This is a genomic window from Haladaptatus sp. HS23, assembly GCF_056892285.1.
The window spans coordinates 91,402-111,347 of record NZ_JBXGLH010000001.1 but is presented as its reverse complement, the minus strand read 5'-3'; the positions used below and the strand labels follow the sequence as shown (position 1 = coordinate 111,347).

Here is a 19,946-nt window from a genome sequence, read left to right as displayed (position 1 = left end):
CGGTGTTATTCTTTTCCTTTCGTCGTCCGATATCCCCCGTACTCACACGATTGTTACCACTAGTCACCCCCCGTCGAACCGAACTCGGGTGGGGGAAGTGTAGCACGTCAGTACAACTGCTGTTTCTTTTCTTCGCGCTCGCGCTCACGCTCTTCCTCCGCTTTCCGGGCCTTCCGGTCCGCGAGTTGCCCTCGAATGCCGGGGATTATCTTGTTCTTCACGTCTAAGCCGAACGAGACGACCCCGTACGCCCAGAAGAAGAACAGGAGAGTTCCCGCTCCCAGATAGTACCAACCGAGTTCGGTGACCATCTCAGTCGTCCCCCTCCGCTTCGGTTCCCGTCGGTCCGGTTCCGACCGAGGCGAACTCTAACCCGTGAGCGATGGCGTCGCCGGTTTCCGTATCGAACAGGTGGAGGTGTTCCCTGTCGAGGACGACTTCTACGTCCTGGTCGGAGTCGATGTCCTTGTCGGGGTCGACGCTCATCATCAGTTGATGGGAGTCGCCCGCTTCCGCGTCCATTCCCTCCGAAGTCGCGCCGCCAGTGAGGATGTAGACGAAGATTTGGTCCCCCATCGGTTCGAGCACGTCCGTCTTCGCTGGGATCGAATCGGTCGGGGCCACTACGTCGTCGGCGTCCTCGGTGAGGTACACGTCCTCAGGTCGCACACCGAGCGTCACCCTGTCGTCCGTCGCGATTCCATCCAGTTGGCCGGTGTCGAACTGAACGTGGAAATCCTCCGTCTGCAAACCGTCCGAATCGACCGTTCCCTCCACGAAGTTCATGCTCGGCGACCCGATGAATCCCGCCACGAACAGGTTCGTCGGTTCGTTGTAGCAGGTGAGCGGCGGCGCGAACTGCTGGAGTTCGCCCCCATTGATGACCGCGACTCGGTCCGACATCGTCATCGCCTCCGCCTGGTCGTGCGTGACGTAGACGATGGTCGCGTCGAGTTCCTTGTGGAGTCGCTGGAGTTCGGTGCGCATGTGGACGCGCAGTTTCGCGTCGAGGTTCGCCAGCGGTTCGTCCATCAGGAACACTTCGGGTTCCCGGACGATAGCTCGGGCGATGGCAACGCGCTGGCGCTGGCCACCGGACATCTCGTCGGGCATCCGTTCCATCATGCCTTCGAGTTGGACGATCTCCGCCGCTCGGTCGACGCGGCGGTCGACTTCCTCCTTCTCGAAGCTTCTGAGCCGAAGGCCGAAGCTGATGTTGTCGTACACGTCCATGTGCGGGAACAACGCGATGTTCTGGAACACCATCGCGATGCCGCGGTCCTTCGGTGGAAGGGTCGTCACGTCCCGCCCGGCGATGGAAATCGTCCCATCCGTCGGAATCGTGAGGCCCGCGATGGTTTCGAGTGTCGTGGACTTCCCACAACCCGAGGGACCGACGAGCGTGACGAACTCGCCGTCCTCGATGTTCAGATTCATGTCGTCGACTGCCGTTACATCGTCGTACCGTTTCGAAACGTGTTCGAGATTAACTTCACCCATTGTGTATCACTCCTTCAGTGCGCCAGAGGTGAGCCCGCTGACGATTTTCTCCTGCGCGATGACGACGAGGATGGCGATGGGCAGGATGCCCACGATGCTCGCCGCCGCCATGAGGTTGTAGAACGATGCGTACTGGCCTTGATAGCCAAGGATGCCCCACAGGATGGGAGCCCAGTGTTGTGCCTCCCCGTCCGTCATCAGGTACGAGAAGAAGAACTCGTTGTACACGTTGATAAATGTTAGCACGCCAGCGGTGGCGACGCCGGGTGCCGACAGCGGGATGATGACGCGGAACAGCGCGCCCAGTCGCGTGGTGCCCTCGATTCGCGCGGCGTCCTCCAGTCCGTCCGGAATCTGGCTGTAGAACGTCGTCAGGATGAATATCGAGAGCGGCATGAACAGGGCGCTGAACGGGAGCAACAGCGCTCCCGGCGTGTTGTACAGCATCGGCGAGCTCAGTCCGAGTATCTCGATGTTCCCGGTGAACAGCCGGAACAGCGGAATGAGGAACGCCGCCGGTGGGAAGTACGAGATGGCGAGGATGAGCAACATCAGCGGTCCACGGCCCGGGAAGTCAAGTCGTCCGAACACGTAGCCCGCGAGGCTCGCGAGTACCAGCACGATGGCGGTGGTCAGCAGCGCGAGCACGAAGCTGTTGAACATGTACACGTGGAACGGTAACCGCTGGAATATCTCCACGAACGCGCCGGGATTGAACCCTTTCGGGAGGAGTCCCATATTGGAGATCCTGTTGCTCGGCGTGAGCGCGAGGACGAGCAACCAGTACAGCGGGAACAGCGTGGTGAACAGGAAGAACACCATGACGAGGTAGAACAACCCTCTGTAGGTGCTCTCGGGGTCCTGCATCGACCCTTTCGCCCAGCGTCGGAACGGACCGAGGTTTTCCTCGGAGTCCGACACGGTTTGGTCGGCTTCAGCTTGCGCCATTTAGATCCCCTCCGCGCTCTCGCGGAACTTCACGATGTACACAGTCACCACGATACCGATGATGGCCGCCGTCACGAACGCGATGGCGGACGCCGTCCCGTATCGCCGAACGCTGAACGTCGTGACGACGAGACAGGACAGCGACGGAACGGTCGAACAGCCGGACATGGTTTGGATGAGGCCGTAAATCCGCATCGCCGCGATGGTGCGGAACAACATCGCGACCATGACCGTCGGGAAGACGAGCGGCAGCGTTATCATCTTGAACTGCTGCCACTTCGATGCGCCGGCGACCTTCGCCACGTCGTAGAGGCTCCGGTCGACGCTCTGCAATCCGGCGAGGATGAGCAGAGCCATGAACGCCGTCGTCTTCCACACGTCGGCCACGATGATGATGGACAACGCTTCCGGGCTGTTGACCAACGGCGTCGTCGAAAACCCGATCACGTTGTGAAGGATGTCGGCTCCGAAGCCGATACCCGGTTGGAAGAGCAGGTAGAAGATCATCCCCTGAATGACGATGGGAACCGCCCACGGGAGGATGATTGCGACCCGCACCCAGCGCCGACCGCGGAAGTCCTGGTCCAACACGAGCGCCTGTCCGAAGCCGATGAGGGTTTCGAACAGGACGCTGACGATGGTAAACATGAACGTGACGAAGAGGGCGCTTTTGAACGGAGAACTGAAGTCGATGAACGGTTGCGGTAAGGCGACCGTATCGAGTTTCCCCGTCAGCAGGTTCACGTAGTTTTCGAACCCGACGAACCCGCCGATCTGAGCGGGCCCTGTGATGCTGTCTGCGTGCAATGACATCTCGAACGTCCGCAAGAGCGGCCAGAAGGCGATGATGCCGAGGAGCAGTAGGGCGGGAATCAAGAGGAGATACGCGAACTGCGTCTCGCTCAGGCTCTCGATCCAGCGAACTGCGCCGGCGTAGGCACCCGACTTCGGTTGCTCTCGCAAGCCGTGTTCCGTTGGTTCTTCAGCTGCCATGATTATTTGTTATAATTTTCTATTTCGGTCAACTGGCTTTTCAAGGTGGACATCGCCGACTCCGGCGATGCCTCGTTGGCGTACGCCGCGTGAACTTGCTGGGCGATTTTACCCGACTCCTGTGGCCAGACTGCAGTGACCGGACGCGGTACCGCGTTCTGTCCGGCCACTCGGAGTTCGTCCACGTATCGTCCGATGATCGGAACCTCCTTCGCTTGCTTCGATTTGAGTAGCTTCGGTTCCGGTGGAAGCCAGCCGATGACTTCGAACAGTTTCAGCTTGAACGACGATTTCATCATCGCCCGGATCACCTCGAAGGCGGTTTCCTGTTTCGGCGAGTTCGGGTTGACGGTCAGGTGCCACCCACCGAGGGCCGCCGCGGGCCCGCCCGTTCCCTTGTACTTCGCTTGACTGGGCTTGACGCCGTACGGAATCGGCATGACGCCGAGGTCCTTTCCGAACACGTCGTCGGCACCGTTGATGACGATGGAGTACGGCCAGTTTCGGTGCATGGCCGCGTTCCCGTTGGTGAACGGTGCACGTGAGGTCTCCTCGGACCACGAGAGGACAGCGGTCGGCGAGATGCCGCCTTCGTACCCCTGTAACGCTCCGGGGGCGGACGACCCGTGAATGAACGTCCGAATCATCTTGATGGACTTGATAACGGGGTCCTCGGCGACGGTCACTGGACGCTTCCCGATGGGCCCGAACAGGTTGTCGTGGGAGCCGAAATACGCGCCGCCCCACGAGGTCATGAACTCGTTGAAATCACAGCACGAGAGTCCTTCGTAGATGTCCGCTTGGAACGTAAACCCGTAGTCCAAATCGTTCTGTTTTTGGACCTCCTTGGTCACCTTGGAGAACTTCTTCCACGAGATGGAGTTCATTCCCCACTTTTCCTTGTCCGGCTTGAACCCGGCCTTCTTCACGAGGTCCTTCCGATACTGCATCGTCGGGAAATCGGGGAAGAGGGGGACCCCATACAGGTCCCCGTTCGTGGATTTCGCGGTCTGGACGCTGGCTTCGAAGTAGTCGTTGTTTATCTGTTTCAGCAAGTCCTCCGGGAGGTTATTGCTCAGGTTCAACACCTGCTCACGGGCGATGAACGGTAACGCCCATCCGCTGTCCATGAGCAGCATATCCGGCTCCTCCAAGTTCGCCGAGAGCCAGCGTTGGTATTGGGACTGTCGTACGTCAGTATTGCTCGACCCGGCGAGGATTTCGACGTGGATGTCCTTCGACAGCCCGGCGTTGTGAAGTGCCTTGTTTATCTCTCCTTGTGCGTCCGCCGCGTCCGAATCGGCGGCCCACTTGATGGTATTCGGGTTCGCGGGTTTTCCTTGACTCGTACAGCCGGCGAGACCGGCGGCGGTTCCGGATACTCCGACGGCCTTCACGAAGGTCCGCCGGGAGACGCCGTCTCGCCGACGGCCCCTATCACGTTCGCTAACACCCACCATGGTTTTGTAAGACGGAACTGCCGCATTTATACCTTTGGTGCGATTGACTACTGCCGTTGTTACCATTTCTACCCACGATTTATCACGTTCGTCTAACGGGTATCTGTGATAGGTAAAACTATTTGTGGCCGACAATCATCATCTTTCGGTCGCATCGCGTGAAAAGTGACCGGCTTGACCGGGTTTCGACGTGTTGTGATGGGTCAACAGGGACGACCGTATTCCACACTTTTTAACCGCTAAACCGCCGCATCTCCTCCGTTTGAGGCAATATTCGCCACGACAGACGTTCATCCGAACGGGACGTTACTCCTCCATGACGTACCCGCCTCAGATGTTGGCGATGTTACGCGACCAGACCGGTGTCTTCGGCGATTCGAGGCGTTCCAGTTCCTCGTCCGATAGCGAAACGTCGATGGATGCGACGTTCTCGACCAAGTGGTCTTCCGTCCGCGGACCGATGATGGGCGAATCGACGACCGGTTTGTGGAGCAACCACGCGAGGCTGACCTGTGCAGGGGAAACTCCCTTCTCCTCGGCGATGGCTCGCACCTCACCCAACACCGCCCAGTTTTCGTCGGTAAACCGCTCCTCCGTGTACTCGTCGCTGGTCGCCCGTCCGCTCGATACCTCTTCGTCCCGCTGGTATTTTCCGGTCAGGAACCCGCCGCCGAGCGGCGACCACGGAATGACGCCGACGCCTTCGGCGTCACAGACCGGCAGGAGGTTCTCCTCCTCGTGGCGGTCCACGAGGTTGTATTCCGGTTGCATGCAGGCAAAGCGTTCGTAGTCCTCGACGTCGCTTTCGTACAGCGCCTTCGTGAACTGCCACGCCGCCATCGTGCTCGCGCCGATGTAGCGAACCCGTCCCGTCTCGACGAGGTGATCGAGCGCGGAGAGCGTCTCCGTTATCGGCGTCGTTTCGTCCCAGCGGTGAATCTGATACAGGTCGATGTAGTCCGTCCCGAGCCGGTCCAAACTGGCTTCGGCTTGGTCCAAGATGTGTTTTCGGGACAACCCCTGTCCGTTCGGGTGGTCGCCCATTCCCCCGAACACTTTCGTCGCTATCACGAGTTCGTCGCGGTTGCGTCCCTCGATGGCCTTTCCGACTATCTCCTCGCTCTCGCCGTGTGAGTAGACGTTCGCCGTGTCGAGGAAGTTGATTCCCATGTCCATCGCTCGGTCGAGGAGGTCGAGGCTGGCCGCCTCGTCGTTCATCATCCACGGCTGTTCGCTCCCGAAGTTCATACAGCCGAGACAGAGGCGAGACACTTCCAGACCGGTACTCCCGAGTTTCGTGTACTCCATTTCGGTCATGCTCGTTGGACCGTTCTTCGAGGGGAGGTAAAGGACTGTGGGCGAACTATCGAGGGAAATCACTGGTTCGCCGGTCATGCTCGACGGCACTTCCGAACCTTCAAACTCTTCCCGTTCGAACACCCTGACAATGATTGACGGACTTCGAAAGACGGAGTACACGGGCGACAATCGCTGTTGGCCGTGTACCGTGTTGAACACTAGCGTTCTCTTCCTCGCGTGCGCGTGCGTTGCCCGACTGTTCCCCGGAACTCGTTCGCGTCGTCTCGGCGTGGCCTCGACGGTCGGCGTCGTCGGCGGGGCGGCAATCGCGCTTCGTGGCTATCTCGTCCCCGGTACCCCGGAGTTCGCGCCGAAACTCGTCGCGGCGCTCTCCGACTCCCCGAATCCCCCGACCGAAACCGGGTCGCTGGCCGTCGACTCCGAGGCGGAAACCGGCGAACGCGCGCTGTCGGAACTCCTCGATGCGAGCGTCGTCCGTGCCGACGGTGAGGGCCTCCTTCTCGACGACGGGTTTCGGGCCGACTGGCGCGAGGAGATGGTAACCGTCCGGAACGAGGACCTCACGGCGGCCGTTTGTGATGCGGCGTCGTCCCCCGTCTCCGCGAAGACGGTCGAAAAGGGGCAGTTCGTGGTCGTTTCCGCCGGCGGGGTGGAAACCGAACGCTGGCTTTCGCGCCCGGTCGCCGTCGCGGAGGTCGCGGCGGTGCGGACGCTGGCCGAGTTCGACGTCGACCCCGACGTTCGCGTGCAGTCGGCGTCGGCGCTCCGCTCGTTCCTCTACGACTGTCCCGTCTGTGACACGCCGCTCGAAGAAACCAGCGCGGACCGATGTTGCGGAAGCGGGAATTCGAACCCCCTCGAAGCACCCGACGACGTGCTGGCCTGTCCGGAATGCGGCCAGCGCGTTTTCACGTTTTAGTTCTACTCTACCTGCTCACCGCTCGTACGCCGGCGGCTCGTCCGTCCCGATTCGGATTTCGTGTGCTTCGATGTCTTCGAGCGCGGCGACCTGCCCGCCCACCGTGACCGTTCCGTCTTCCGTCTCGACCGACATCCCGGCGACGCGTTCGCCGCCTTCGAACGAGAAGCCGACGACCTTTCCGCGAACGATTCGGTCGCTCCCCGATTCGATGTCGCGGCCCTTGATGGTCGCGTAAAACTCGCCCTCCATGCCCTGAATCTCCTTGACACAGCGGCGGATGGAAGCGTATCGGCGCGGGAACGTTCGCGTTTCCGCGTCCGCCGAGAGGGTCCGTTCGGCCGTCGTCCAGAGGACCGTGCCGAAGAACCCGGAGACGAGGAATCCTAACGCGGAGCGATTGAAGATGACGCCGTAGCGGTCCCGGTCGTCGCGGAGGGCGTCCTGTGTGGCGTACATCGAATACTCGCCGTCTGCCACCGCGATGACGGGCGTCGTGATGCCGCGGCGTGCGCGGGCCGTCGTCGACACCGCCTCGTAGTCGAATTCCGCCGGGTCGGGGGCTTCCGAGGCGGGTGTGACGAGGAGTTCCGTACTCACGCCGGAGTCGATGGCCGCCACGAGGTCGTCCTCGAAGCGTTCGAGGAGGTCGGGCGTCAGCGACAGCGCGAGTTCGTACTCCGCGGCCTCGATGACGTCTTCGAGGTAGCGAAGGATGGTCGAGCGCGATTTGACCAGCGAGACGGCTTCGGTGTCCCGCGCCGGGGCGGTGTAGCGCTCTTCGAGTTCGGTTATCATGTCGCCGAGCGACGATTGCACGTCGGAGAAGGCTTCTTCGGGGTCGATAGCGATGACCTTCATCGGTCGGGATTCGCGGAGTTCGACCAGTCCGCGGTCGCTCAAACTTCGGACGGTGTCGTACACCCGCGGTTGCGGGATGTCCGTGTGCTCCGCGATTTCGCTCGCGGTCAGTCGTCCGTGTTCGAGTACCGTGAGATAGGCGTCGATTTCGTATTCCCCTAAGCTGAACCGTTCTCCGACTCGTTCGAGTGTCAGATAGAGGTCGTCGGAGCTCATTATGGAACGAAAATCCACGGAGGATTATAGAACCCCAGCTTTCGCTTCCACCTTTTACGACGGTCACAGGCCAGAGCGATGGCACTCGCCATCGCTCTGGTCGGTTCCCTGTAAAAGGTGGAAGCGAAAGCAGCGGAAGACGTTCCTGCTCGCGTACGCTGCGCGGGCATGCGACTTCCTGACCTTCCTTCACTGCGTTCAAGAAGACACTCCTCCCTCATTCTGACGAACGACTCGCAGCGCGAGTCGTTCGTCTCCATTCCGTCGTCGGCTCGAAAGACCGCAGGTCTTTCGGAGAGACGCTAGCGACTAGCGGTTGTGTCACCGGTGGAAGTTCGGTGGTCGCCTCAATTGGCGATTTTCGATGGTTGGTCGGTTGCTGACACTCTGGCGGCTGCGTCACTGGCCGATTTTCGTAGTTGTAGCGGCTTCCAATTTCTGGCGGTTGTGTACCCGTCCTACCGCTCCCTTTTGTCGCTCGCTGAAATCCGGCAACCAGTGAAGCGATAGGCTACCCCGTCCGTTCCGGGCGCTAACGCCCTCTCCGCGAACGGCGAAGCCGTGAGCGGGCCGAGGAACCCCGACGGAGCGACTGAAAGGAGCGACAGAAGTTGGGTGACGTGGTGCTTTTGGTCCACCTTTTGCCAGGGAGGAAGGCCGAATCCGGCGCGAATCGCGCCGGATTCGGCTCCCGACCGCAGCAAAAGGTGGGTCTACATGTACATCCTATCGTCCGGCCGCTCACCGTCCCCGGCCGATTCGACGCGCTGGGCGAGTTCGGCGTAGTATTCGCCGACTTCCTCGGCGAAGTCCTGAAGCGGTTCGGTGTCGATTTCGAGGCCGTACACCTCACAAGCGGCGTCGATGAGGCGGATGGCGGCCTCCACGTCCGGCGTCTGGGCGTGGACGGGAGTGACGAACACGCCGGTCGCCAGCGTGGAGTCGAGGCCACGGGCCACGAGCGTCGCGTTCACGCCGTCGAGGAATCCGCGACCCATGCCGGGAATGTCGGCGTCATCGAGGCGCGTTTCGTGGAAGTCCTCCGTGGCGATGGAGAAGACGCGGTGTTCGTCGGGACCGTGCGGGATCGGAATCCCGGAGAGGACCGAGATTTCCTCGACGCCGTGTTCTTCCGTCCAGTCGAGAATGGCGGAGGCGAACGGGTCGGCGGCCCACGTGGGGACGAACAGTTCGCCCACGAGGACCGTCAAATCGTGGTCGGGATGGGAAAACAGTCGCGTGTGGTGGCGCGGCACCCCGTTCTCGAACGGCGTAATCGCGGGCAACTGTTCGGCGGTCACGTGTCCCGTCTCCTCCAAGTCGAGTCGCTCGACGAGGTAGTTCACGGCGGTCAGTCCGGCGAGGCCGAACTCCGAGAATCCAGCGAGGAGGGTGCCGCTGGGCTCCTCGGAGTGGCTGATCTCGAACGAGGCACGCGGGCGATGTGATTCGGAGGCCATACGTCAGAATCGTCGGCACGTGACTTAGTTTTCGCCACCACGTCTCTCTCCATCGACACGTCAGACACGAAAATGTGGGGGTTTTACTTGGTCGGGTGAGACGGGAGACTCATGCCGACGACCGGTACAGTGATAGATGGTATTCTCGGTTGGTTTGATACCATCGGAGCGTTCAAAGTTGCCACGAACGTTACCGTCACGGACGTCGTCCTCGCTATCGTATTCGTTCTCCTCGGCTGGTACGTCTCGCAGTTGGTCGTCAGCCTCGTCGGGCGGCAAGTCGCCCGCCGGTTCCGCAGGCCGAGCATCACGAAGACCGTTCTTCGCGGGATTCGCGGCGTCATCCTGTTCATCGCGGTCGCCACCGCCGCCGCACAGGTCGGCCTAGGAGCGTCGAACCTCCTCCTGTCGGTGACGGTGTTCTCCGCCACGGTGGGTCTCGTCCTCGCGCCCATCATCGGGAGCGTCATCAACGGGTTGTTCCTGCTGGCCGACCAACCATACGAAATCGGCGACCTCATCGAGTTGGTGGACAGTAGTTCGCCGAACGGTGGGACCCGCGGCTACGTCGAGGACATCACGCTCCGGTACACGAAGATTTTCACGCTCCAGAACACCTTCCTCGTCATCCCGAACGCGACGATGCGCGAACGGGACGTGGTGAACTACTCCGCCGAGGACACGCGGTCGCGGCTTTCGCTCCAGATGCAAGTCACCTACGAGGGGGACCTCGACGAGGCGCGGGCCATCATGGAACGCGCGGCCCGCGACACGCCGGAAGTCGTCGCGTCCGGCCCCGACATCCGCATCGGGAGTGCCCGGTACCCGAGCGACCCCGTCGCGCAGATACGGGATTACGCGGACCACGGCGTCCTGCTCGAACTCCGCTACTGGGTCAAAGACCCCTACTACATGCGCCGGGTCCACTCGCGCATCATGGAACGGATTTGGGACGGAATCGAGGACGCCGACGTGGAAATCGCCTACCCCCACTCGCACCTCGTCTTCGACGACACGAGCGGCGTCGCGCGGGTCGCGGTCGAATCCGGACCGGACCAAACCCCGCCCCCTCGAAACCCACCCTCCCGTCCGGTCGAGTTCGACGAGCGCTGACTCAACCGACCGTAATCAGTTCGCAGTCCACCTTCTCGCGAAGGAAGTTCTCGATGTTCGGGTCGTCCACTAAGCGGCGAATCGCCCGCCGCCAGCGGCCCATCTGCTTGCGACCGATGACGACCACGTCCGCGCGCGTCGCCGCCACCTCCTCGAGAATCGTCTCCTCGACCAAAAACCCGTCCCGGATGACGTATCTGGCGTTCGTGATACGTCCGAACGCCTTCTCCACGGTTCGTTTCAGGTCGGTGCGTCGCACGTCGTCTCCCCGGTGATAGAGATTGACGTGTAACACGGTGAGGTCCGCGTCTCGCTCCTCGGCGACACGGAGTGCCTCGGAGAGCGTCCGACGCGAGTGTTCCGAGAGTGGATAGCGAACCGGAACGAGAACACGAGTCATATCGAGTCGGAAGTGACCCACTTGGGAGAACCTTACTATCTACCGCCGCGCGATGCGCCCTTCCACCTGTGGGTCGATGCCGAACCGGCGGGCGTAGTCGGCCAACACCTCGTACTGCAGGTCGCCGGTTTCGACGCGGTGTGACGCGTCGAGCGTGGGAAACTCCCGGTCGCTGTGCAGGAGGTACTCGGTGGTCGCGAGGCTGTAGGTCTCGCCGTTCCGAATCTCGGTCCCGTCGATGGTCGCCGATTCGAGCGTGCTCTCGGCCCGGTTCCAGACGAGTTCGACCCCGCTCATGTGGCCGTGCCACCAGTCGTGTTCGGCGAACCCGATGGTCGGGTCGTGTGCCTGTCGAAACACGTCGAGGAGTTCTCCGCCCGTGAGTTCCGCGACGACGACGCGCTCTTGGAAGGGCAGGACGCTCACGAGGTCGCCGACGGTCACGTCACCTGAAAGGGGGTCGCCCTCGCGAATGCCGCCGCTGTTTTGCAGGCCGACGGTCGCACCGGTCGCCCAGCGATAGGCGTCGGCGACGAAGTTTCCGATTCGGCTCTCGCCGCGGAAGGTCGTGGACTGGGTTCGTTCGATGGGGTCGGCGACGGTTGCGACGACCGAATCGAGTCCCGCCATCGCCTTTCGTTCCTGCATCAGTTCGGCAACCTCCTCGTCCCGAGGGGCGTCCGCGACACGGTGTCGAGCCACGTCCGGTTCCGGACCGCCGTCGAACGTGACTTCGAGGAGTACGTGGCCGTTGACGCCGGGACGGGTGACGAGCGTTCCGTTCCGCTGTTCGATCCGTTCGGAGTGGACGTGCCCGCCGAGAATGACGTCCACGTCCACCGCGTTGGCGAGCGCTTCGTCGCCACGGCCGAGATGGGACAGTGCGACGATGATGTCCACGCCCTCCTCGCGGAGTCGGGACACGGTTCGTTCGGCCGCGGTTATCGGGTCGGTGAACGTCAGGTCGCTCGCGTTCGGGTTTATCGACGCCGTTTCGGGCGTGGTGACGCCGAACATCCCGACGCGGGTGCCGCCGACGTCTCGAATCACGGACGAAACCGTTCCGGCATCGGCCGCGAACCGCTCGTTCCCCGCTTTCTCACGGACGTTGGCGGTGAGCCACGTCTGGGGGGAACGGCGGACGAGTTCGCGGGTTCGGTCGGTTCCGTAGTCGAAATCGTGGTTGCCGAAGGTGCCGAAATCGGGCGAGATGACGTCGAAGAAGTCGAGTGCCTGCTGTCCTTCGGTGACGAGCGAGAGGACGCCGGGCGCGGTGTTGTCACCGGTTCCGACGACGAGCGTTCGCCGGTCCCGCCGGGCCTCGATGCACCCCGCTAGTCGGCTGATTCGGTCGGGGTCATCGTAGGCGTTCTCGATGTCCGAGTAGTGGAGGAGCCGGAGCGTCATTGACGTGCGTGTCTCAGGCGCGAGACAAGAGACCTTCGATACGTGCAACATCCCTAAATCGATGGACCGACAAGAGTGGATAATGACAACAGCGACGACCACGGACGACGAAACGGTGTACATCGACGAGTCGGAGGGAACTCGAGGCTCGAAGGGTCCGTTTTTCGTCGTCTATCGTTCGCCCGACTACGAGCGGCGCTATGGCTTCTTCTGTGCGAACTGTGAGACGGTGGACAACGCGATGGACTCGATGGGACGAATCGAGTGTAACCGATGTGGCAACCTCCGAAAAGCGACCGAGTGGGACGCGGCCCACGAATAAGTTGGCCGATTTCTTTACCCGTGCGGCGACGCGATTTCGAGTATGGTCTCCACCGACGAAGCGGTCGTTTCGGAGTTGGAAAGCCAACGACAAACCCTCATGCTGGACGAGGCGGTCCGGTTGGTCGAACAGGAACATCCGGCCGTCGGTGCCGGCGTCGAACGAGAGCGATTCGAGGCGTACCTCGACGCGATGACGTACGGACGGGACGCCTTTCCCTCCTCGTTCGAGGAGATACTCGTGGACGCCGAGTCGTGGCAGGGCGGGGGACACGTCTATCGACTCGCGGACGACAGGGTGAGTTACTATCCGCCGCGGTGGCACGCGGAACTTCGGGAGACGCCGGACCTGCGTGAGTACCTCCGGGTGATGGGAACGGACGCGATGGAAACCGAAGGCGGTGACCGTGAAGCGGTCACTGACGACGGCGTCCTGAAGGAGATGCTGTTGGACGCGGCGGTCGCTATCGGCGGGATGACACGCGAGGACGCCCGCGACCAACTCAAGGAACTCAAAGCGGAAGACGAGGTGCGGGAGTATCCCGCCCAACACGCGAACCCGTGGGTTCAACTTCGCTGATCGTCATTCGTTTCGATATTTTGAACCGAGGAGGACGATTGTTCGAATCTGCAAGAACATTTATTATGGATTGTGTATTACGTTCATATGGATGGCCCCTGTTAGCACACCACCGACCAAGGAGGCCAGGTCGATTTTCAACCGCCTCGGATACGAGGTATTGGACGACGGAGACGAATTTCGCGCCAGACGAAAGTGGCGGGAAGTACGTGTCTCCGCCATCGCAGACAGCGGAGACGCCCCGAAATATGGGACGCTTCGATGCTTCGTCACCTGGACGGAGAACGCGACGCGACTAAGCCAACAGATACGGGACTCCAACCCCGATTATGAGTGGGCAGTCATCGCGGTAGACGACGAGGGTGACTACGAAGTCGCACGAGCGCCGCCGAGCAAGTCGGTGGTTGCACAGTAGGGACCGAACGAAACGAGCGAAAACGAGTATCGATTTTTCTCGCCGCGTCGAGGACGACCAGTACCAACACACAAACCCGTGGGGTGCGAACGATACCGCGACTGCAATGGACGACCATACACGCGACCCGACCGCCGACCCGCCAGCGGCCGGGCAGCGGCCGTCGGGATGGCTTCCGAAACGGGACTGCTGGGAACACGGAACCCTTCGAACGGCGGTGGTTCACGGCGTCCGTCTGTTCAACGCCGGGGAGTTCCACGAGAGCCACGATTGCTTCGAAGACGAGTGGTACAACTACGGCAACGGGTCGGTGGAGAGCGCGTTCCTCCACGGAATGGTGCAGGTGGCGGCGGGGGCGTACAAACACTTCGACTTCGAGGACGACGGCGGCATGCGCTCGCTGTTCGAAACCGCACTGCAGTACCTCCACGGCGTCCCCAGCGATTTTTACGGCGTGAACGTCACGGACGTGCGCACGAAGATGACGAACGCGCTGGACGACCCGACGGTACTCCACGGATGGAACATAGAACTGGATGGAGGTCGACCCATCGCGACTGATACCGATTACGATTACGTGGAAGACCTCGAATGACCGTGCTGGCGTCGGTGGCGAGCGGGATTACTTGCACACCGATATCCAGCCGTTGCTGTTGACCGTGATTCGGTAGTCCCCGAATTGGAACTCCACGGTGCCGATGCCGTCCCGATTCTGCCCCGAAACGTCGGACCCGAAGAACGCGTCTTCCAACGAGGCGACGTCCACACAATCGTACAGAACGGGGTCTTTCACTTCGACCGGAGAGACGCCCTCGGCGTCGGCGATTGCCGCGATTATCGTCGTCGTGAGGTCGTGTATTCCGTCTTCCTCGTACTTCGTTTGGCGGACGAGTGTCCACCGTTCGTCGTCATGGCCCTCGTCACCTCCATTCGCGTCATCACTAGCTTGAGTCATTCACGTCCTCCCGTGCGTGGTCCTCCTGTCGGGAATCGAGACTCGCGCCTGCTCCGGCCAGTGCGGTCAATACCTGCGGTGCGTTGGGTCCCGGCCGAATCGTTTCGTCTTTGCTGTCGAACGTGAGGACTCCCTCATCGACCAATTTCGGCACGTGTGTGTGATAGAGCGAGGCGTAGATCAGTTCGATTTCTTCGTCCGGGATTTCGTGTTCCGGGATGTTCATCTCCCACGACGCGACCTTTGCTGCGATTTCGGGCAGTTCCCATTCGGTTTTCGACTTCAGCGTGTACACGAGATATCGTCGTCGTGATTCCGCGAGCGCTTGGAAGACGTGGTCCAACTCCAGTACATCTTCGGAGAGGTCCGGCATTGGAAGGCCGTTCACGAGGTTTTCCGATGCCGAACCGGAATCGTGTGGATAGTTGTCCATGCTCGGTATCGCCTGTGTACACCCTTGATTGTTCGCACTATGATTCGATGATTCCGAGCAAGATATATCCAAATCGCACGCAACCCTTTATTATAACTGTGTTGATGATTGGGTTCGAAGCGTATACTCCTCCTCGACCCGTCGATATGTGGTGAAACGAGCTGTGAATCGTCCGAACGATTCGTTCCGTTCGTGGAGGCGACCGTTCGAACGGGACGAAACGTGAACGCAGTACGGACGACGACGGGGCCTGATTTGCGACGGTTGCTGTCATCGATATTTCAACTTGTTTGCCGGAAAAACGCGATTGTAAAGCGCTTTCAGGCTTCGACACTTGCCTTCGTTAAATGCGAATCGAGCAGTTAGGTGACGGTACGCCGGAAGTTGCAGTCGTGGCCGGAATTCACGGCGACGAACCGTGCGGTCCGAGAGCGGTCGAGCGACTCCTTTTGGAGGAACCGGAGGTGGAACGAGCGGTGAAAGTCGTCGTCGTCAACGAGCGCGCGCTCGAACGCGGTGTCCGCTACATCAACGAGGATTTGAACCGCGTGTTCCCAGGGGACCCGGACGCGGAGACGTACGAGCGGCGGTTGGCACACGAGTTGGTGACGGAACTTCGGGACTGTACCGTCCTCTCGCTCCACTCGACGCAGTCGTACGCCAAACCGTTCGCGCTCGTGGACCGCGTGAACGCGGTTGCGCGGTCCATCTGTCCGTACCTGCCGGTGTCACGATTAGTCGAGACGGACAAGTTCACGAAGGGGAAACTCATCTCACACCCCCACACGCTGGAGGTAGAGTGTGGACTTCAAGGGTCTCCCGAAGCGGTCGACCACGCTTACGACCTCGTTCGCGGGTTCCTCGCCGGGACGGGTGCCCTGCCGTTGCCCGACGCGGAGAGTCCCATCGACGCGGGAAGTCGGGACGAAGTGGAGGTCTTCCGGATGGACCAACCGGTTCGGAAGAACGGCGGGTCCGAGTTCGAGGTGTTGGTGGAGAACTTCCAGCGGGTCGGACGGGGAGAACCGTTCGCAACCGCGGACGGGGAGGAGTTGGTCGCGGAGAACCCGTTCGTGCCGGTGTTGATGTCCGCGTACGGCTACGAGGACATCTTCGGGTACACGGCGGAGTACATCGGCGTCCTCGGGAACTGACTACTCGTCTTTTTCGGCGAACTCGACCAACGTCAGGTCGCGGTCCAACTGGCAGTAGTCGTGGGGGGGGTCCCCGACGATGTTCGAAATTTGGTACTCCTCGTCGAAGTCGGCACCAGCGGGTTCACAGAACTCGTGGCTCGGACACTCGACGTGCGGGCACGGGCCTTCGAGCGTCGCCTTGCTCCCGGCGTAGGCGTTCCGCGCGGAGACGTTGGCGCGGACGGTGGTCGGTTCGACTTCGACGGCGCTCACTCCGTCGTCGTGGACGCCGCAGGGAAGCGTCTGCGCATCGTTTCTAACGTCCGTGACGCGGTATTTCACCCCCTCCGTGAGATTGAGACACTGGTTTCTGTAGGGACACCCCTCACAGGCGCTGGCCTCACCCTGATAGACGAACTCCTGACCGACGTCCGCGAGGCGGGTTCCGACGAGCGTGATGGTGGACATAGGCGGGCGTAAGCGTGGGCCTCGGTTAAGCCTCTCGCCACGGGGAGACACCTACTCGGTCCGCCCGGTCAACTCGTCCAACTTGTCGAGGTACTCCTCGCGCGGGACTTGGTAGCACGAGCGATACTCCACCTCGCCGCGGTCGAACTCGTCCGCGAGTTCCACGGCGGCGGCAAGTGCTTCATCGCGCGTGGGGAACCGCGGCGTCCGCGGCAGGGTGACCTCCGGTTCGAGGAAGAACTCGAAGTACCACGAGTCCGTCGCCCGTCGCTCCTGTGCCGGGCGGTTGGGGGTTCCTTGGGTGAGATACAGCGTCGGCATACACTCCGGCGGGAACTGCCGCGTGTCGAACACGTCCGGGCGGTAGGCGAGGATACACCGTCCGTTCGGTTCCTCGTTCCAGACGACCCACGACTCTGGAAGGTTCTCGATGGACACGTACGGCGGTTTGCGACGGAGCGGGGTAAGGCTTGTCAGTCCCCTCCCCGACCTTGCATATAAAGGGTGTATAAGTTGTGATTTTTCATAACGAGGTATTTGGGCAGTACAGGCCTATTAGTTTGTAATTTCGGGGGTTTTGGGTGCTTAATCTATATCAAAAGAATCTTGTGCATGGACAACAGTTATATATGGCCTCGTCCTATCCATTAAACAGTATCGGGTGGTAGCAGTCCGCACGGTACACGGTCTCGAACCATACGCTTCCGGGTGGATGGGATTCGCTGGAATACGCCGACTGGTTTCCGAAGCGGTGGATGGCACGCACAATGATCCCGCGATTGACGCAGGAGTTACTGCGGGCGCGCACGCCGTCGCCCGACACGCCCCGCCGGAGAGCAATCGCGGTGTTCCGACCGACACAACTTTGTGAATGCGTGCCGATTACGTATGCCCCGCCGGTATCGGACCGCCCGGTCGGTCTCTCTCTCCCTTGGTCCATCCGAAGTTCCAAACAATGCGTGATACAATGAAAGGTGACATCGAAACGCTGGACGACCTCAGCCGCAGTTACCAGGAATCGATGCCGGAAGACCTCCGTGAAACGAAGTCCTTCAACTGGTACCTACGGGAGGTATACGAAGACCCGAAGGTAGCCCGAAACGCCCACCAGCGAGTCGCGGACATGTTCGACTACTACGGTACGGAGTACGACGAAGACTCCGGCGTCGTCGAGTACACACTCGCGTCCGAAGACCCCATATTCGACGGGGAGAACACGTTCTACGGCCGTGAAATCCACCGTGCGATTCACGAGTTCGTGAACAAGGTAAAGAGCGGTGCGCGCGGGCTCGGCCCCGAAAAACGCATCAAGCTACTCCTCGGACCGGTCGGGTCGGGTAAATCCGACTTCGACCGACAGGTCCGGAAGTATTTCGAGGACTACACACTCCACGACGAGGGGCGACTGTACACCTTCCGGTGGACGAACCTCTGTGACGTCATTCCGGACCAGGACCCGTCCGACGACGTGATCCGGTCCCCGATGAATCAGGACCCGCTCGTCCTCCTCCCGCTCGAACAGCGCCAGCGCGTCATCGACGACATCAACGAGGAGCTAGACGCTCCCTACACCATCAAGAACGAGCAGGCGTTGGACCCGGCGAGCGAGTTCTACATGGACGCGCTGTTGGCGTACTACGACGACGACATCAAGCAGGTGCTCGAAAACCACATCGAGATATTCCGCCTCGTCGCCGACGAGAACAAGCGTCAGTCCGTCGAGACGTTCGAGCCGAAGGACAAGAAGAATCAGGACGAGACGGAGTTGACGGGCGACGTCAACTACTCGAAAATCGCCATCTACGGCGAGTCCGACCCGCGCGCGTTCGATTACTCCGGCGCGTTCTGTAACGCGAACCGGGGTATCTTCAGCGGCGAGGAGTTGCTCAAACTCCAGCGGGAGTTCCTGTACGACTTCCTGCACGCGACGCAGGAACAGACCATCAAGCCGAAGAACAACCCGCGTATCGACATCGACCAGGTCATCGTCGGCCGGACGAACATGCCCGAATACCGGGACAAGAAGGGCGACGAGAAGATGGAAGCGTTCAACGACCGGACGAAGCGCATCGACTTCCCGTACGTCCTCGAATACGAATCCGAGGCCGACATCTACCGGAAGATGCTCCGCAACGCGGACGTTCCGGACGTCCACATCGAGCCACACACCTTGGAGATGGCCGGCCTGTTCGGCGTCCTGACCCGCATCGAGGAACCGGACACCGAGATGGTGGACCTCCTCCAGAAGGCCAAATCCTACAACGGCGAAATCGAGGACACGGACGACGTGGACGTGAAGAAACTCCGCGAGGAAGCCGAGGGCAAAGCCGACATCGGAGAGGGAATGGAAGGCGTCTCCGCGCGGTTCATCGGCGACGAAATCGCGGAGGCCATCATGAACTCCACGCACCGAAGCCGTGGCTTCCTGAGTCCGCTGTCGGTGTTCAACCATTTCGAGGTGAACTTGGAGAACCACGGCTCCATTCCGGAGGAGAACTTCGAGACCTACTACCGCTACTTGGAAACCGTTCGCGGCGAGTACCGCGAACGCGCCATCGAGGACGTGCGCCACGCGCTGGCCTACGACATCGACGAAATCCAGCGGCAGGGCGAGAAGTACATGGACCACGTGATGGCCTACATCGACAACGCCACCGTCGAGGACGAACTCACGGGGCGCGAGCAGGAACCGGACGAGAGCTTCCTGCGCGCCGTCGAGGAGAAGTTGGAGGTCCCCCGCGACCGCAAGGACGACTTCCGGCAGGAAGTGTCGAACTGGGTGTCGCGGCGCGCCCGCGAGGGGCAGGCGTTCGACCCGCAGGACAACGACCGCCTGCGCCGCGCCTTGGAGCGCAAACTCTGGGAGGACAAGAAACACAACATCAACTTCTCGGCGTTGGTGTCGGCGAACGAGATGGACAACGACGAACAGAACGCGTGGGTGGACGCGCTCATGGAGCAGGGCTACTCACGGGAGGGCGCGAAGGAGGTGCTCGAATTCGCCGGGGCGGAAGTCGCCCGCGCCGAAATGGAGGAGTGAC

22 protein-coding genes are annotated in these 19,946 nt (G+C 61.2%); 8 read left to right on the top strand and 14 right to left on the bottom strand.

All coding sequences use genetic code 11. From position 1 onward, the window contains the following. Positions 1-107 precede the first annotated feature (107 nt). The 6 genes from AC1XDK_RS00560 to AC1XDK_RS00535 all read right to left on the bottom strand — a co-directional run bounded on the left by AC1XDK_RS00560 (position 108) and on the right by AC1XDK_RS00535 (position 6,218). A complete protein-coding gene (locus AC1XDK_RS00560) occupies positions 108-311 on the bottom strand; it encodes a DUF8005 family protein (RefSeq protein ID WP_483347833.1) in 204 nt (67 codons plus the stop codon). A 1-nt stretch (position 312) separates the two neighbouring features. Next, positions 313-1,500 carry an ABC transporter ATP-binding protein gene (locus tag AC1XDK_RS00555; RefSeq protein WP_483347832.1) on the bottom strand — a complete coding sequence of 396 codons (1,188 nt, stop codon included), beginning with the start codon at positions 1,498-1,500 and terminating at the stop codon, positions 313-315. Positions 1,501-1,506: 6 nt separating this feature from the next. Continuing rightward, a complete protein-coding gene (locus tag AC1XDK_RS00550) occupies positions 1,507-2,448 on the bottom strand; it encodes a carbohydrate ABC transporter permease (protein WP_483347831.1) in 942 nt (313 codons plus the stop codon). Then, on the bottom strand, positions 2,449-3,441 hold the full coding sequence (locus AC1XDK_RS00545) for a carbohydrate ABC transporter permease (RefSeq protein WP_483347830.1): 993 nt from the start codon (positions 3,439-3,441) through the stop codon (positions 2,449-2,451). It lies immediately after the preceding gene. Between the two features lie 2 nt (positions 3,442-3,443). After that, on the bottom strand, positions 3,444-4,901 hold the full coding sequence (locus AC1XDK_RS00540) for a substrate-binding domain-containing protein (RefSeq protein ID WP_483347829.1): 1,458 nt from the start codon (positions 4,899-4,901) through the stop codon (positions 3,444-3,446). Between the two features lie 330 nt (positions 4,902-5,231). Then, a complete protein-coding gene (locus tag AC1XDK_RS00535) occupies positions 5,232-6,218 on the bottom strand; it encodes an aldo/keto reductase (RefSeq protein ID WP_483348898.1) in 987 nt (328 codons plus the stop codon). A 130-nt stretch (positions 6,219-6,348) separates the two neighbouring features. On the opposite strand from AC1XDK_RS00535, the gene AC1XDK_RS00530 reads away from it, so the two are divergent. Beyond that, positions 6,349-7,140, top strand: a complete 792-nt coding sequence (locus AC1XDK_RS00530) for a DUF8054 domain-containing protein (protein WP_483347828.1) — start codon at positions 6,349-6,351, stop codon at positions 7,138-7,140. Positions 7,141-7,155: 15 nt separating this feature from the next. On the opposite strand, the gene trmB is transcribed toward AC1XDK_RS00530, so the two are convergent. Further along, entirely contained in the window at positions 7,156-8,217 is a 1,062-nt protein-coding gene (trmB, locus tag AC1XDK_RS00525; protein WP_483347827.1) for an HTH-type sugar sensing transcriptional regulator TrmB, read from the bottom strand. Between the two features lie 713 nt (positions 8,218-8,930). Further along, entirely contained in the window at positions 8,931-9,677 is a 747-nt protein-coding gene (locus AC1XDK_RS00520; protein WP_483347826.1) for a proteasome assembly chaperone family protein, read from the bottom strand. Between the two features lie 111 nt (positions 9,678-9,788). Here AC1XDK_RS00520 and AC1XDK_RS00515 point away from each other — a divergent pair, with 111 nt between their 5' ends. Beyond that, a complete protein-coding gene (locus AC1XDK_RS00515) occupies positions 9,789-10,790 on the top strand; it encodes a mechanosensitive ion channel family protein (protein ID WP_483347825.1) in 1,002 nt (333 codons plus the stop codon). Between the two features lies 1 nt (position 10,791). Here the strand turns inward: AC1XDK_RS00515 and AC1XDK_RS00510 are convergent, their stop codons facing one another. After that, positions 10,792-11,190, bottom strand: a complete 399-nt coding sequence (locus AC1XDK_RS00510) for a universal stress protein (RefSeq protein WP_483347824.1) — start codon at positions 11,188-11,190, stop codon at positions 10,792-10,794. A gap of 39 nt (positions 11,191-11,229) precedes the next feature. Beyond that, positions 11,230-12,597 (bottom strand): bifunctional metallophosphatase/5'-nucleotidase, encoded by a 1,368-nt coding sequence (locus tag AC1XDK_RS00505; RefSeq protein ID WP_483347823.1) that lies wholly within the window; start codon positions 12,595-12,597, stop codon positions 11,230-11,232. A gap of 82 nt (positions 12,598-12,679) precedes the next feature. Here AC1XDK_RS00505 and AC1XDK_RS00500 point away from each other — a divergent pair, with 82 nt between their 5' ends. The 4 genes from AC1XDK_RS00500 (at position 12,680) to AC1XDK_RS00485 (ending at position 14,508) form a co-directional block, all read left to right on the top strand. Further along, on the top strand, positions 12,680-12,919 hold the full coding sequence (locus tag AC1XDK_RS00500; RefSeq protein WP_483347822.1) for a DUF5816 domain-containing protein: 240 nt from the start codon (positions 12,680-12,682) through the stop codon (positions 12,917-12,919). Between the two features lie 42 nt (positions 12,920-12,961). Further along, a complete protein-coding gene (locus AC1XDK_RS00495) occupies positions 12,962-13,498 on the top strand; it encodes a hypothetical protein (protein ID WP_483347821.1) in 537 nt (178 codons plus the stop codon). Between the two features lie 91 nt (positions 13,499-13,589). Next, a complete protein-coding gene (locus AC1XDK_RS00490) occupies positions 13,590-13,913 on the top strand; it encodes a DUF7116 family protein (protein WP_483347820.1) in 324 nt (107 codons plus the stop codon). 106 nt (positions 13,914-14,019) lie between these two features. Next, the gene (locus AC1XDK_RS00485) at positions 14,020-14,508 is read left to right on the top strand and encodes a DUF309 domain-containing protein (protein ID WP_483347819.1); all 489 of its coding nucleotides are present in this window, start codon (positions 14,020-14,022) and stop codon (positions 14,506-14,508) included. A gap of 27 nt (positions 14,509-14,535) precedes the next feature. On the opposite strand, the gene AC1XDK_RS00480 is transcribed toward AC1XDK_RS00485, so the two are convergent. Together AC1XDK_RS00480 and AC1XDK_RS00475 are read right to left on the bottom strand one after the other, a co-directional pair. After that, entirely contained in the window at positions 14,536-14,868 is a 333-nt protein-coding gene (locus AC1XDK_RS00480; RefSeq protein WP_483347818.1) for a HalOD1 output domain-containing protein, read from the bottom strand. Then, positions 14,855-15,301, bottom strand: a complete 447-nt coding sequence (locus AC1XDK_RS00475) for a DUF7344 domain-containing protein (protein ID WP_483347817.1) — start codon at positions 15,299-15,301, stop codon at positions 14,855-14,857. The genes AC1XDK_RS00480 and AC1XDK_RS00475 overlap by 14 nt, the downstream gene beginning before the upstream one ends. A 347-nt stretch (positions 15,302-15,648) precedes the next feature. On the opposite strand from AC1XDK_RS00475, the gene AC1XDK_RS00470 reads away from it, so the two are divergent. Continuing rightward, positions 15,649-16,455 (top strand): M99 family carboxypeptidase catalytic domain-containing protein, encoded by an 807-nt coding sequence (locus tag AC1XDK_RS00470; RefSeq protein WP_483347816.1) that lies wholly within the window; start codon positions 15,649-15,651, stop codon positions 16,453-16,455. On the opposite strand, the gene AC1XDK_RS00465 is transcribed toward AC1XDK_RS00470, so the two are convergent. Together AC1XDK_RS00465 and AC1XDK_RS00460 are read right to left on the bottom strand one after the other, a co-directional pair. After that, on the bottom strand, positions 16,456-16,905 hold the full coding sequence (locus AC1XDK_RS00465; RefSeq protein ID WP_483347815.1) for a UPF0179 family protein: 450 nt from the start codon (positions 16,903-16,905) through the stop codon (positions 16,456-16,458). It lies immediately after the preceding gene. Positions 16,906-16,956: 51 nt separating this feature from the next. Beyond that, positions 16,957-17,343, bottom strand: coding sequence for a DUF5820 family protein (locus AC1XDK_RS00460; RefSeq protein ID WP_483347814.1), 387 nt, complete (start codon positions 17,341-17,343; stop codon positions 16,957-16,959). A gap of 529 nt (positions 17,344-17,872) precedes the next feature. On the opposite strand from AC1XDK_RS00460, the gene AC1XDK_RS00455 reads away from it, so the two are divergent. Beyond that, entirely contained in the window at positions 17,873-19,945 is a 2,073-nt protein-coding gene (locus AC1XDK_RS00455; RefSeq protein ID WP_483347813.1) for a PrkA family serine protein kinase, read from the top strand. Position 19,946 lies beyond the last annotated feature (1 nt).